Genomic DNA, 12,166 nt, shown 5'->3' with positions numbered 1-12,166 from the left:
TTAAAAAACTTTCTTAAAAACTGATAAAATACTTGCCAAACTTTTTAGAATCTGATAGACTAGTATGGTAACAATCTATGGCTCGCAAAGAGACCATGGCAGAAAGGAAATATTGCAAAATGAAAAAAGATATCCATCCAGAATATCGCCCAGTTGTCTTCATGGACACAACTACTGGTTACCAATTCCTTAGCGGTTCAACAAAACGCTCTAACGAAACAGTTGAGTTCGAAGGCGAAACTTACCCATTGATCCGTGTGGAAATTTCATCAGACTCACACCCATTCTACACTGGACGTCAAAAGTTCACTCAAGCAGATGGACGCGTGGATCGTTTCAACAAAAAATACGGTCTCAAATAATGATAAAAAGAACAGTTTCGGCTGTTCTTTTTTCTTTCTTGAAATTAACTGCTGTTTTCATGTTCCAGACTCGTACTCTTCGAAAATCTCTTTGGTAATTTAATGTTGGAGGATTTATACTAACAATAGACTTTTAACCCCAAAATTGATAAAATAGGAAAGAAAATAAGATAAAAGGAAACTACAATTCACCATGATGAACATGCAAAACATGATGCGTCAAGCACAAAAACTTCAAAAACAAATGGAACAAAGCCAAGCTGAACTTGCTGCTATGCAATTTGTTGGCAAATCTGCTCAAGACCTTGTCCAAGCGACCTTAACTGGTGACAAGAAAGTTGTCAGCATTGACTTCAATCCAGCTGTCGTTGATCCAGAAGACCTTGAAACTCTTTCTGATATGACTGTTCAAGCCATCAACTCTGCTCTTGAGCAAATTGATGAAACGACCAAGAAAAAATTGGGGGCTTTCGCTGGAAAATTGCCATTCTAAGCATAAGAAAAACAAGCATTCAAGAGAATACTTGCCTATCATGGGAGGAACAATTGTTCCTCTTTTTGCTTACTAAAAATTAAAGAATTCCATGGCCTGTTTGAAAAGCAATTCAGTGTACTCTGGGTCTTCTTGGGCAATGGTAACCTGATCTTGAATCATTTCCAAGTCATCTGTTATCATGCCATCTGCTCCTAGCTGAACAGATTTATCAAAGGACTCTGAACTATTAATGGTCCACACGTACAATTTCTGATCCGTATTCCAAAGCTTATTGACAAAATTTTCATCCAAGGTTGAATACTCCATGGTGTAACCTGTGGCTTTTGTTCTTGGAAAGATACTATTGTAAGGTAGGATGAAAAAGACTGGAATTTGAGTATCGTAGGCTAAAACTTGGTCAATCACATGGTAGTCCAAGGATTGCATTTGGTGACCATTCTGCTTAAGAACAGTTCCATATTTTTCCATAAAGCGTTTCATCATATCTGGGCTATCTTTTCGACTGGTTTTAATTTCAATGAGGAGTTTTTGATGCAATTCATTGGCTTTATTGAGATAGTCATCAAAACTGGACACCTTGCTATGATAACCATTTTCTGAAATATTGAGTTTGGTTAATTCTTCCAAAGTGAGATCCTGAGGATTGGCATTAACTCCTGTCAATTTCTTGATATTGGCATCATGCATCATGACAAACTGGCCATCTTTTGTTTCCTGAACATCCGTCTCAACAAAGTCTGGACCTAGTTGGGCTGTCCTTTCTAGAGATTGGACAGTATTTTGGACACCATTCTTATTAGATACTCCCCTGTGAGAAATGATTAAAGGTTTATGTGAAACTGGAGCTTCTAAATAAACATAACCCTCAAGAGCGAAAAAGATACAAGCACAGCCCATCACTCCCCATCTCATCCAGTGGTCTTTCTTTCTCCTTGGTGTGATTTCTAATTCTTCCCCTGTCAAAAAAGAAACAAACTTAATGAGAAAATAGGTCAAGGCCATATAGTGGAAATTCTTAATCAAGACAAAATTGATAATTCCCAGTACAAGAGATTCCTTATGAGTCAGACCATCCATCAGTGCCTGACTTGCCAAGATTGGAATCAATAAAAGAATGAAAAATAGGTAGGTTTTGACGACAATCCAAAGCAAGTTCCAAGTATAAAACCAGGAGTACTTTCTTGTCTTTTCTAGACTGTATCTGACTGCTTCTTTGACTGTTTTCTTCTCAAATAAAAGCTGAGGTAGGGAAAACATGAAACGCACTGAAATGTAAAACAGTAGTAAGGCCAGAACAGTGACTACCAAACCGACTAACCAATATTTATCTTCTACATAGGCTACAATAAATTCCGGAATCACAATTTTATTAAGATAATAAATCTTTAAAATCTTTCGAATCAATGGAAAGAGCATCATGACATAAAAGAAGATAAAGGCTATTTTGGAAAGCGTCACTTGCTTCATAAACAAGAAACTTTGGCGAAAGACCTTACGACTGTACTCCAGCAAGGTCCTTTTTTCATGGCATAATAAATGCCGAGCACCAATAAAGAGAAGTCCTATCTGGTAATAGGCGACCAATAAATTAACAATTACCAGAACAAATAAAGCAAGACTAATAAAGGGTGAACCCGTTATAATGGCAAAAATATTGTTGTAGGAAAGAAAGAGATAGCCTGTCTGACGGAGCAACAGTCCAGCAATCCAAGAATTAAGTGGTAACCAGACAAACTCAATCATCATGAAAGTCAAAAAGAAAAGAAAGAGTATTTTATCTAGATTAAAGTATATCTGCTTAAAACCTAGATTTTTAGGTTTTTCAGGTTTCATAGGTACTCCTAGTCAAATAATTGAGACAAGTCCAGGCCTCCAAAAGGATTGTTTGAAAGGCTACTTTCTGTCCCTAACAATTCTCTAGCTTGATCCGACTCTAGAAAGGACTCGTAAACACGCGCCGTCATACGAGCATCCTCTAAACTATTATGAGACTGACCTTGAAATCCAAGAAATGAGGCAACAGTTTGCAACTTGAGATTAGCAATACCGTGTAAATCCGAACTCCGACGTTCAAAAGCTTCATCATACAAATCCACCTTGTACTGCTGGCTGTAGTCTAAACCATGCTCTGCTAGAATAGGCAAATCACTTTTAGCAGCATTGTAACCTACCATTGGCAAAGAACCCACAAACTCTTGGAATTCTTTTATGACTTTCTCCACTGGTGGAGCATCTTTTAAGGTCTCAGCCGTAATCCCTGTCAAACCATTGATAAAACTTTTTAAGGGAACGCTGGTATGAACATAGGAATCATAGGCGTCGATTTCCTGACCATCTTTAAAACGCACTGCCGATACTTGAATTAGGTGTGTTTGTCCTTCGTGCTGATTAAATTCTAAGTCAAAAGCAATGTAATCTTCTAATCGTTCCATTCTATCCTTCTCCTCTACTATCTTTGTTCTAAGCAACTATAGCATTCACAAACAAAAGAAGCCATCAGGTTAGCATGTAACCTAAACAGCTCCTTGATTATCCTCCAAATAAACGAGCAAAAAAGCCTTTCTTAGTGGATTGGACTTCTTCTTTTGCTTGGTCCAGCTCTAGCTTAAGATTTTCTTGATCCTTCATAGCTTGAAGGGTCAATTGTTGCTGCTGATCGAGTTGTTTGTCTTTCTCAGCAATCTGACGGTCTTTGATACGCATCTGCTCGTCTTTTTCTGATAACTGACGATCCTTGGCTTTTAATTGTTCATAAAGACGGAGAATTTCTGCATTCTTCTCATCAACCAGAATCTCCATCAGTTCACGTTGCTTGACATCTTCACTGACAGGCTCATCTTCAAAAATCGTTTTTTTATAGATTTCTTCTAGCTTAATCAAGCCACTTCTGGTAACTACCGTTACCCCTTTGTCATTTTTATCTGTGTCTTCTTCTGGTAATTCTTTGACACGGTTATTGATTGCTTGACGAGATAATCCTAAAACCTCTGCAATCTCACTGACGGTCATTTCAATACTCATAATATCCTCTGAAACGTTTTCTAGCTTTTCTTTACTTAAATCTTATCATAAGCTAGAAAAACTGTCAAATTTCCGCTTAATCTAAAGCCTTCAAAAAGGCTAATAAGACTTGGGCAGAGCGACGTCCAGCTTCGATAATAAACTCATCAAAAGAGATGTTTGCTTCATGGTTGGCATTGTCACTCATAGCGCGAATGACTAAGACTGGAAGATCAAGAGCATGCGCTGCTTGAGCAATAGCTGCACCCTCCATCTCAACAGCTAAAACTTCTGGGAAATGGGACTTAATCACTTCTATCTTATCATTTCCTGCAACAAAACTATCTCCTGTAGCAATCAAACCAAGATGCCAGTTTTGATCCAATTGAGATAAACTCTCTTGAATTTTGGCGACAAAGGTTTTATCTGATTCAAAATAAAGCGGTTGTTGCGCCATTTGTCCATAAGCATAGCCAAAAGCTGTGACATCCACATCATGATAGGCTAATTTGTCAGAAATCACAACATCTCCAACAGCAATACCTTCTGCTACTGCCCCAGCTGATCCCGTGTTAATCAAAGCATCCACTTGGAAATGATCAGCCAAAATCGCCACACTCATAGCAGACATGACCTTACCAATTCCACTTTCTACAAGAACGACTTCATGAGAGGCAATGGTTCCTGTGTGATAGGTATTCCCTAAAACAACTTGCTCCTGGGCATTGTCTAAATGCTGGACCAGATACGCCAGTTCTTCTGGCATAGCCGCAATAATTCCTATTTTCATTTCAATTCCTTTTCTATTACAAAAGTTTCATTGCTAAGACAAGCAAAATCAAGAGAAAGATGACTGCAAATAAAATCTTATTTAACTTAGAATTGAAGATATTTCTCTTGGTATTTTCAATGCGACGGCTTTTATGAATAGACGGTTCGACCTGAATCTTCAAGGTTTCCTGGCTAAAACCATGATCCTTAGGATTGGCATAACCAAAACGGGAAGAAGAGGTTGGTAAAATCTTAGTCTCCTCATCATCTAGCAAAGGAGGACCTGAAATTTTTTCGCCTCTATTAGCTCTTTCGATTATTTCATCCGTTAATAAAGGTTTACCCATACTGACCTCCTCTATTTTTTGTGCAATTCCCAGTATTGAACAGCCATAATTGTCTTGGCATCACAGATGTGACCTGATTGGATCAATTCCTTGGCTTCTTCTAGGCTCACTTCAAGGACTTCCAAGGTTTCATCTTCATCCTGCGGACGCGGATTTTCCACTTTTGTCAAATCACTTGCTAGGTATAGTTTTAGTTTTTCATTACAGAAACCAATGGCTGAATAAAAATCGTACAAGAGTTCTAACTTCCCTGTATAGGCTGTTTCTTCCTCTAATTCACGAAGGGCTGCTGCTACAGGGTCTGTGTTCTCTCCTACTTCCAATTTTCCAGCTGGAATTTCGTAAGAGACTGCCTCAATGGCTTTGCGGTACTGCTTGACCAGGATGAGTTTTTGCTCATCCGTTACTGCTAAAACACAGACAGCTCCATTGTGGAAAATCAAATCCCGTTGGGCAGTTCCCTTGCCTTCTGGTAATTCAACCTGATCTTGAACCAGTTTAAATATTGGTCCTTGATAGATTTCTTTTCGGCTAAGCGTTTTTTCTTCAAATTCCATGACAGACTCCTACTGATTATTAGGATGATGAGGGAGGCGAGTCGCATATTCGTCTTTATTGACCTGACGACCGCGACCAATAGCAATCGCATCTGCTGGAACGTCTTTGGTAATAGTTGAACCAGCACCAACGAGGGAATTGTCACCTAACTCTACTGGCGCAATAATGGTTGAATTTGAACCAACAAAGACATTGTTACCAATGACTGTCTTGTATTTGTTTTTGCCGTCATAGTTGACTGTAATAGTTCCAGCACCAAAATTAACGTGGCTACCCACTTCACAGTTTCCGATATAAGTCAAATGACCAGCCTTGGTATTCTCACCGATAGAAGAACCTTTCACCTCAACAAAGTTACCAATATGAACTTGGGCAGCTAGACTTGAACCTGGACGAATGTGGGCATAAGGTCCGACAGTCACACCATCTGCAACACTGCTTTCCTCAATCATAGAGTTAGTAATGACAGCTCCTGCTCCGATAGTGCTATCCACTACATACGTTCCATTTGTCAAAAGAGTCTCAGCACCAATTTTCGTTTGGCCTTTCAAGGTAACATTGGCTTCGATTTGAACTTCAGGAGCAATCTCAACATCAATATCGATATAAGTTGCTTCTGGATTAACAAAGCTAACGCCATTGACCATGTGTTGATGATTGATGCGACGACGCATAACCGACTCAGCAGTCGCAAGAGCTACACGGTCATTTACCCCAAGACTCTCATCAAAATCTTTCAAAGTATAAGCACCAACTTTTTCACCAGCTTCACGGAAAATACCAATGACATCTGTAATATAGTATTCGCCTTGAGCATTGTTGGTGTTGATGTTTTTCAAAGCTTCAAACAAACGCTCGTTGTCAAAAACGTAAGTTCCAGTGTTGATTTCCTTGATTTGTTTTTCAAAATCTGTAGCATCCTTCTGCTCCACAATGCGAAGAACCTCAGCATTGTCATTACGTACAATTCGTCCATAGCCAAAAGGATTATCTGTTTCAGCAGTCAAGATAGTGGCCACATTTTTATGATTGATGTGGAAATCAATCAAGTTTTTCAAGCTTTCTCCAGTAATTAACGGAGTATCTCCTGCGATGACCAAGGTGTGACCTGACAAACCTTCTAAGATTGGCTCTGTCATCATAACCGCATGACCAGTTCCCAACTGTTCAGATTGAGTCACAAATTCTGTCTGTCCAGCCAAGACCTCTTCAACCAATTCCGCCTTGTGTCCCACAACTGTTACTGTCTTTTCAGGTTGGATAGCTCCCACGCTGCGGAAAACATGTTCCAGCATAGAAATACCCGCAACCTTGTGCAACACTTTTGGCAAATCAGATTTCATGCGAGTCCCTTTACCCGCTGCTAAAATAATGGCATAATTTGACATAATCTTCTCTTTTCTCTAGAAATTCCCTTTTATTATACCATATTTCAAATCATTCCGCGCTCTTGAATGAAAAAATGCTCTAAAGTCCTTTCCTTAACCCATTTTTTGAGTATTTTTTTGATTTTTTTTCATTTTTAAGGTAAAATTGTAAGATATGAGAAAGAAAATTAATCCGCTTATTTTATTTGTTTTTTTTGGGATTATGATTTTCATTTTAATCCTGAATCGCCCTCGTTTTGAAGACCATCCTGTAAAAACAAAGTCAAATATCGCGCAAGTAGAAACACAAGCGCTACACAATATAGATAAACCGGTAATTGATGTTTCTGGTTGGCAGCGTCCTGAGGAAATCAATTACGATACTCTGTCCCAAAACATTTCTGGAGCTATTGTTCGCGTCCATAGTGGCGCTCAAACGTCCAAAGAGAACGATGCCTCCTTTGTTAATGGGGTAGATAAGGCCTTTAAAACCCATATCACCGAATTTCAAAAACGAAATGTCCCAGTTGGTGTCTATGCTTATGTTGCTGGAAAAAATGTCCAAGAGATGGAAAAGGCTGCCGAGGTATTCTATAACGCCTCTTCGCCATACAGTCCAAGTTACTATTGGCTAGACGTGGAAGAAAAAACCATGTCCAATATGAACGAGGGTGTTGAAGCTTTCCGAGCAAAGCTAGAATCACTGGGTGCTAAAAACATCGGAATCTACGTCGGAATCTACTTCATGGAAGAACACAGTATTGATACAGACAAGTTTACGTCTGTTTGGATTCCTTCCTATGGTTCTGACTCAGGATTTTACGAGGCAACTCCAAAAACTGATTTAGATTACGACATCCACCAGTACACTTCTAAAGGAAAAATTGCTGGTTTTGACCACGATTTGGATATCAACGTCATCTCTTCCTTAAAAAACAAAGAAGAAACCTTTAGAAAACTATTTTTAAAACCTTAAAAGCATTTGTTTACCATTTGCTTTTTCTTTTTGTGTTTGATTATGATACAATATAGTAAGGAGTTTTTGAAATAGAAATAGTTGGAGGAAAAATATGCTCTCATGGTTAGCACGCCTTATTAAAGGGATTGTAATTGCTCTTGGATTTATCCTACCGGGAATTTCTGGAGGAGTTTTAGCAGCGATCTTAGGAATTTATGAACGGATGATTGGCTTTCTGGCCCATCCCTTTAAAGACTTTAAAGAAAATGTTTTGTACTTTATTCCCGTTGCCATCGGTATGCTTTTGGGAATAGGCTTATTTTCTTACCCGATTGAATACCTGCTTGAAAATTATCAGGTCTTTGTCTTATGGAGCTTTGCAGGTGCCATTATTGGTACTGTTCCTAGCCTCCTCAAAGAATCGACTCGAGAATCTGACAGAGACAAGATTGATCTAGCTTGGTTCTGGGCAACCTTTATCATTTCTGGACTAGGTCTCTATGCCTTAAATTTCGTCGTTGGAACCTTAAGTGCCAGCTTTCTTAATTTCGTCCTAGCAGGTGCACTACTGGCTCTTGGTGTATTGGTTCCTGGTCTCAGTCCATCAAATCTACTTTTAATTTTGGGACTCTATGCTCCTATGTTGACAGGTTTCAAAACCTTTGACCTCTTGGGAACCTTCTTCCCGATTGGAATCGGAGCAGGTGCCACTCTCATCATTTTTTCAAAATTGATGGATTATGCCTTAAATAACTACCACTCACGTGTCTATCATTTCATCATCGGAATCGTCCTATCAAGTACCCTTTTGATCTTGATTCCAAATGCAGGGAACGCTGAAAGTATCCAATATACCGGTATTTCACTTGTTGGGTATGTCATCATCGCCTTCTTCTTTGCCTTAGGAATCTGGCTGGGTATTTGGATGAGCCAATTGGAGGATAAGTATAAATAATGGCAAAAAAAATTAAAATCAAAAAAACATTGGTGGAACAAATCCTGTCCAAAGCAGGTATCCCACATCAGGGGATTCAAATCAATGCGCTTGAAGGAGAACTTCCGCAAGGTTATGAACGAAATCAGATTTTCAAAACCTTGGCTCTTTTAGGAGACAAGACAGGACCGATTATCGGAATTGTGCCTATCACTCAACACTTGTCTGAAAAGAAACTAGCCAAATTTTCTGGCAATAAAAAAGTGAGCATGGTTCCACAAAAGGACTTGGAAAAAACAACAGGATACATTCACGGAGCCAATAATCCTGTCGGTATTCATCAGAAACATAATTATCCCATTTTTATCGATAAGATTGCTCTAGACTTGGATCAAATGATTGTATCCGCTGGAGAACTTGGTCACAGTATTATCATCGCACCACAAGACTTGGCTAGCTTTGTAAAGGCTGACTTTGCAGATATCTTGGAGGACAGCAAGTAATGAAACTCTACTTTGTCCGCCACGGCCGTACGGTCTGGAATCAGGAAGGACGCTTTCAAGGTGCTAGTGGCGATTCTCCCCTTCTTCCTGAATCCATTGACACCCTAAAACGACTTGGCCAGTATCTCAAGGATATCCCTTTTGATCAGATTTATTCAAGTGATTTACCTCGAGCTGTCAAATCTGCTGAGATTATCCAAAGCCAACTTCAAACTCCCTGTCCTTTAAAAAGCGTTCCCAATCTTCGTGAATGGCAGCTGGGGAAGTTGGAAGGTTTGAAGATTGCAACCTTGGAAGCTATTTACCCGCAACAAATCCAGGCTTTCCGTTCAAATCTTGCCAAGTTTGACACTCAAATGTTCGGAGCTGAATCCCTCTATAGCACCACGCAACGGACCATCCAATTTATCAAATCACTCAAAGATAGTCCAGCTGAATGTATTCTAATTGTCGGACACGGCGCCAATCTTACTGCTAGTCTTCGTACTCTTTTAGGTTATAAAGAGCCTCTTCTTCGTAAAGATGGCGGTCTAGCAAATGCCAGCCTAACCATTCTTGAAACCCATGATTTTGAAACATTCACTCTCGATACGTGGAATGATACCTCATATCAACAAAGAACTTGATTTTAGCGTCAAGTTCTTTTTAGTTTTTAAAGATTATCCGTGAATTTCTTGGCTATTTATGATAAAATGGGAGTATCGCAAAAAATGACTCATCGTATTCAATTTTGAGTAAAACTAGGAGGATCCCATGTCAACAGAACATATGGAAGAACTAAATGACCAGCAGATCGTTCGCCGTGAAAAAATGGCTGCGCTTCGTGAACAAGGAATCGATCCTTTCGGAAAACGCTTTGAACGCACTGCAAATTCACAAGAATTAAAAGATAAATTTGCTGACCTTGATAAAGAACAATTACATGATAAAAATGAAACAGCTACTATCGCAGGACGCTTGGTAACCAAACGTGGTAAAGGTAAAGTTGGTTTTGCCCACCTTCAAGACCGCGAAGGTCAAATCCAGATCTACGTTCGTAAGGATGCTGTCGGTGAAGAAAACTACGAAATCTTCAAAAAAGCAGACCTTGGTGACTTCCTTGGTGTCGAAGGCCAAGTGATGCGTACAGATATGGGAGAACTCTCTATCAAAGCTACTCACATCACTCACTTGTCTAAAGCACTTCGTCCACTTCCAGAAAAATTCCATGGTTTGACAGACGTTGAAACAATTTACCGTAAACGTTACCTTGACTTGATTTCGAACCGTGAAAGCTTCGAGCGTTTTGTCACTCGTTCAAAAATCATCTCTGAAATTCGTCGTTACCTTGACCAAAAAGGCTTCCTTGAAGTGGAAACACCTGTTCTTCACAACGAAGCTGGTGGTGCTGCTGCCCGTCCATTTATCACCCACCACAATGCCCAAAACATTGACATGGTACTTCGTATCGCGACTGAGCTTCACTTGAAACGCCTAATCGTTGGTGGTATGGAACGTGTTTACGAAATCGGACGTATCTTCCGTAACGAAGGAATGGATGCTACTCACAACCCTGAGTTTACTTCTATCGAAGTGTACCAAGCTTATGCAGATTTCCAAGACATTATGGACTTGACTGAAGGTATTATCCAACACGCTGCTAAATCAGTCAAAGGTGATGGTCCAGTTAACTATCAAGGAACTGAAATCAAGATTAACGAACCATTTAAACGAGTTCACATGGTGGATGCCATCAAAGAAATTACTGGTGTAGATTTCTGGCAAGATATGACTTTGGAAGAAGCCAAAGCTATCGCTGCTGAAAAGAAAGTTCCAGTTGAGAAACACTACACTGAAGTTGGCCACATCATCAATGCTTTCTTTGAAGAGTATGTTGAAGAAACCTTGATCCAACCAACCTTTGTCTATGGACATCCAGTAGCTGTATCTCCTCTCGCTAAGAAAAATCCTGAAGACGAACGCTTTACTGACCGTTTCGAGCTCTTCATCATGACTAAGGAGTACGGTAATGCCTTTACTGAGTTGAACGACCCAATCGACCAGCTTAGCCGTTTTGAAGCCCAAGCTAAAGCCAAAGAACTTGGTGACGATGAAGCAACCGGTATCGACTATGACTACATTGAGGCTCTTGAATACGGTATGCCACCAACAGGTGGTTTGGGAATCGGTATCGACCGTCTCTGCATGCTCCTCACTGATACAACCACTATCCGTGATGTATTGCTCTTCCCAACAATGAAATAATCCCTTATCCTCTGGTACTTGCCAGGGGATTTTTTCATAGCCAAAAGAAATAGACTGAAGTTTTCACCTCAGTCTATTTTTCTATTGAACTTTAGAAAGGAAGTTTTTCTTTCTTAGTCTTCTTTTTTCTTACGAGCTACAAGTCCGAATGCACTCAACATTCCAAGAAGTCCAAGACTAGCTAGACCAGCCTTATCCTCTGTACCAGTATTTGGTAATTCCTTCTTATCATTGGCTATGGCTGTTTCAACAGCTACTGGTTTAGAATCTGTAGAACTTGTCTGAACTGGAGTAGCTACTGGTTTTTCTGGAGTTGTAGGAGTCTCTGGGAAGCTTGGTTGCTCTTGATTGATTGGGTTTGTCACTTTCTTATAGTGATGTAGTGTATTTCCTTTAGCATCCGTTGTTGAATGACTAAATTCATATCCTTCCAACTCTATTGGATTGTGTTTTCCTTCTTTATCTGAAGTAATTCGATTACCATTTTCATCAAGATATTCCGTTACAATCTGCACAGTTGAACCGCCATTTTGAGCAATGACTCCTCCACCATTTTGTGATTTAGGTGTTACTGTTACAGGAACTTCCACTGTAATAATACGACCATCAGGTAATTTCACTTTCAC

At 39.6% G+C, this 12,166-nt stretch carries 15 protein-coding genes; 7 read left to right on the top strand and 8 right to left on the bottom strand.

Annotated elements, in window-relative coordinates; translation table 11 throughout:
* Nucleotides 1-119 precede the first annotated feature (119 nt).
* Both NMM17_RS09360 and NMM17_RS09355 read left to right on the top strand, forming a co-directional pair.
* Nucleotides 120-362, top strand: a complete 243-nt coding sequence (locus NMM17_RS09360; RefSeq protein ID WP_000710764.1) for a type B 50S ribosomal protein L31 — start codon at nucleotides 120-122, stop codon at nucleotides 360-362.
* Between the two features lie 193 nt (nucleotides 363-555).
* A complete protein-coding gene (locus NMM17_RS09355; protein WP_000981526.1) occupies nucleotides 556-855 on the top strand; it encodes a YbaB/EbfC family nucleoid-associated protein in 300 nt (99 codons plus the stop codon).
* Nucleotides 856-927: 72 nt separating this feature from the next.
* Here the strand turns inward: NMM17_RS09355 and NMM17_RS09350 are convergent, their stop codons facing one another.
* The 7 genes from NMM17_RS09350 to glmU form a co-directional block, all read right to left on the bottom strand.
* Nucleotides 928-2,691 carry a glycerophosphoryl diester phosphodiesterase membrane domain-containing protein gene (locus tag NMM17_RS09350; RefSeq protein ID WP_254754324.1) on the bottom strand — a complete coding sequence of 588 codons (1,764 nt, stop codon included), beginning with the start codon at nucleotides 2,689-2,691 and terminating at the stop codon, nucleotides 928-930.
* Nucleotides 2,692-2,699: 8 nt separating this feature from the next.
* Nucleotides 2,700-3,290 (bottom strand): 3'-5' exonuclease, encoded by a 591-nt coding sequence (locus NMM17_RS09345; RefSeq protein WP_254754323.1) that lies wholly within the window; start codon nucleotides 3,288-3,290, stop codon nucleotides 2,700-2,702.
* Between the two features lie 97 nt (nucleotides 3,291-3,387).
* A complete protein-coding gene (gene rocS / locus NMM17_RS09340) occupies nucleotides 3,388-3,879 on the bottom strand; it encodes a chromosome segregation protein RocS (protein WP_000021242.1) in 492 nt (163 codons plus the stop codon).
* A 76-nt stretch (nucleotides 3,880-3,955) separates the two neighbouring features.
* Nucleotides 3,956-4,648 carry a 5'-methylthioadenosine/adenosylhomocysteine nucleosidase gene (locus NMM17_RS09335; RefSeq protein ID WP_254754322.1) on the bottom strand — a complete coding sequence of 231 codons (693 nt, stop codon included), beginning with the start codon at nucleotides 4,646-4,648 and terminating at the stop codon, nucleotides 3,956-3,958.
* Between the two features lie 16 nt (nucleotides 4,649-4,664).
* A complete protein-coding gene (gene macP, locus NMM17_RS09330) occupies nucleotides 4,665-4,976 on the bottom strand; it encodes a cell wall synthase accessory phosphoprotein MacP (protein WP_084927356.1) in 312 nt (103 codons plus the stop codon).
* Between the two features lie 11 nt (nucleotides 4,977-4,987).
* Nucleotides 4,988-5,533, bottom strand: coding sequence for an NUDIX hydrolase (locus tag NMM17_RS09325; protein ID WP_000393816.1), 546 nt, complete (start codon nucleotides 5,531-5,533; stop codon nucleotides 4,988-4,990).
* Between the two features lie 9 nt (nucleotides 5,534-5,542).
* Nucleotides 5,543-6,922, bottom strand: coding sequence for a bifunctional UDP-N-acetylglucosamine diphosphorylase/glucosamine-1-phosphate N-acetyltransferase GlmU (gene glmU / locus NMM17_RS09320; protein ID WP_254754321.1), 1,380 nt, complete (start codon nucleotides 6,920-6,922; stop codon nucleotides 5,543-5,545).
* Nucleotides 6,923-7,076: 154 nt separating this feature from the next.
* On the opposite strand from glmU, the gene NMM17_RS09315 reads away from it, so the two are divergent.
* From NMM17_RS09315 to lysS, 5 genes are all read left to right on the top strand, one after another.
* Nucleotides 7,077-7,877 (top strand): glycoside hydrolase family 25 protein, encoded by an 801-nt coding sequence (locus NMM17_RS09315; protein WP_254754320.1) that lies wholly within the window; start codon nucleotides 7,077-7,079, stop codon nucleotides 7,875-7,877.
* 94 nt (nucleotides 7,878-7,971) lie between these two features.
* Entirely contained in the window at nucleotides 7,972-8,814 is an 843-nt protein-coding gene (locus NMM17_RS09310) for a DUF368 domain-containing protein (RefSeq protein WP_049512272.1), read from the top strand.
* On the top strand, nucleotides 8,814-9,296 hold the full coding sequence (locus NMM17_RS09305; RefSeq protein ID WP_254754319.1) for an aminoacyl-tRNA deacylase: 483 nt from the start codon (nucleotides 8,814-8,816) through the stop codon (nucleotides 9,294-9,296). Before NMM17_RS09310 ends, NMM17_RS09305 begins: the two co-directional genes overlap by 1 nt.
* Nucleotides 9,296-9,922: a histidine phosphatase family protein gene (locus NMM17_RS09300; protein ID WP_254754318.1), complete on the top strand. Its 627-nt coding sequence runs from the start codon at nucleotides 9,296-9,298 to the stop codon at nucleotides 9,920-9,922. The genes NMM17_RS09305 and NMM17_RS09300 overlap by 1 nt, the downstream gene beginning before the upstream one ends.
* Nucleotides 9,923-10,049: 127 nt before the next feature.
* Nucleotides 10,050-11,540, top strand: coding sequence for a lysine--tRNA ligase (lysS, locus tag NMM17_RS09295; RefSeq protein ID WP_254754317.1), 1,491 nt, complete (start codon nucleotides 10,050-10,052; stop codon nucleotides 11,538-11,540).
* Nucleotides 11,541-11,653: 113 nt separating this feature from the next.
* On the opposite strand, the gene NMM17_RS09290 is transcribed toward lysS, so the two are convergent.
* Nucleotides 11,654-12,166 (bottom strand): LPXTG cell wall anchor domain-containing protein (locus NMM17_RS09290; RefSeq protein ID WP_254754316.1); only part of this gene is annotated, 513 nt, incomplete at its 5' end.

The organism is Streptococcus sp. CF7_Ac1-12 (assembly GCF_024295905.1).
In the GTDB taxonomy this organism is placed as follows: domain Bacteria; phylum Bacillota; class Bacilli; order Lactobacillales; family Streptococcaceae; genus Streptococcus; species Streptococcus mitis_AP.
The sequence above is the reverse complement of the archived record's forward strand: the minus strand, read 5'-3'. Positions and strand labels throughout refer to the sequence as shown.

Bases quoted from the DNA above. Each gene is read 5' to 3' on its own strand.
- NMM17_RS09315 (WP_254754320.1), top strand. From the start codon at position 7,077: ATGAGAAAGAAAATTAATCCGCTTATTTTATTTGTTTTTTTTGGGATT.
- NMM17_RS09335 (WP_254754322.1), bottom strand. From the start codon at position 4,648: ATGAAAATAGGAATTATTGCGGCTATGCCAGAAGAACTGGCGTATCTG.
- NMM17_RS09355 (WP_000981526.1), top strand. From the start codon at position 556: ATGATGAACATGCAAAACATGATGCGTCAAGCACAAAAACTTCAAAAA.
- NMM17_RS09305 (WP_254754319.1), top strand. From the start codon at position 8,814: ATGGCAAAAAAAATTAAAATCAAAAAAACATTGGTGGAACAAATCCTG.
- NMM17_RS09360 (WP_000710764.1), top strand. From the start codon at position 120: ATGAAAAAAGATATCCATCCAGAATATCGCCCAGTTGTCTTCATGGAC.
- NMM17_RS09350 (WP_254754324.1), bottom strand. From the start codon at position 2,691: ATGAAACCTGAAAAACCTAAAAATCTAGGTTTTAAGCAGATATACTTT.
- NMM17_RS09310 (WP_049512272.1), top strand. From the start codon at position 7,972: ATGCTCTCATGGTTAGCACGCCTTATTAAAGGGATTGTAATTGCTCTT.
- macP (WP_084927356.1), bottom strand. From the start codon at position 4,976: ATGGGTAAACCTTTATTAACGGATGAAATAATCGAAAGAGCTAATAGA.
- NMM17_RS09300 (WP_254754318.1), top strand. From the start codon at position 9,296: ATGAAACTCTACTTTGTCCGCCACGGCCGTACGGTCTGGAATCAGGAA.
- NMM17_RS09345 (WP_254754323.1), bottom strand. From the start codon at position 3,290: ATGGAACGATTAGAAGATTACATTGCTTTTGACTTAGAATTTAATCAG.
- glmU (WP_254754321.1), bottom strand. From the start codon at position 6,922: ATGTCAAATTATGCCATTATTTTAGCAGCGGGTAAAGGGACTCGCATG.
- NMM17_RS09325 (WP_000393816.1), bottom strand. From the start codon at position 5,533: ATGGAATTTGAAGAAAAAACGCTTAGCCGAAAAGAAATCTATCAAGGA.
- lysS (WP_254754317.1), top strand. From the start codon at position 10,050: ATGTCAACAGAACATATGGAAGAACTAAATGACCAGCAGATCGTTCGC.
- rocS (WP_000021242.1), bottom strand. From the start codon at position 3,879: ATGAGTATTGAAATGACCGTCAGTGAGATTGCAGAGGTTTTAGGATTA.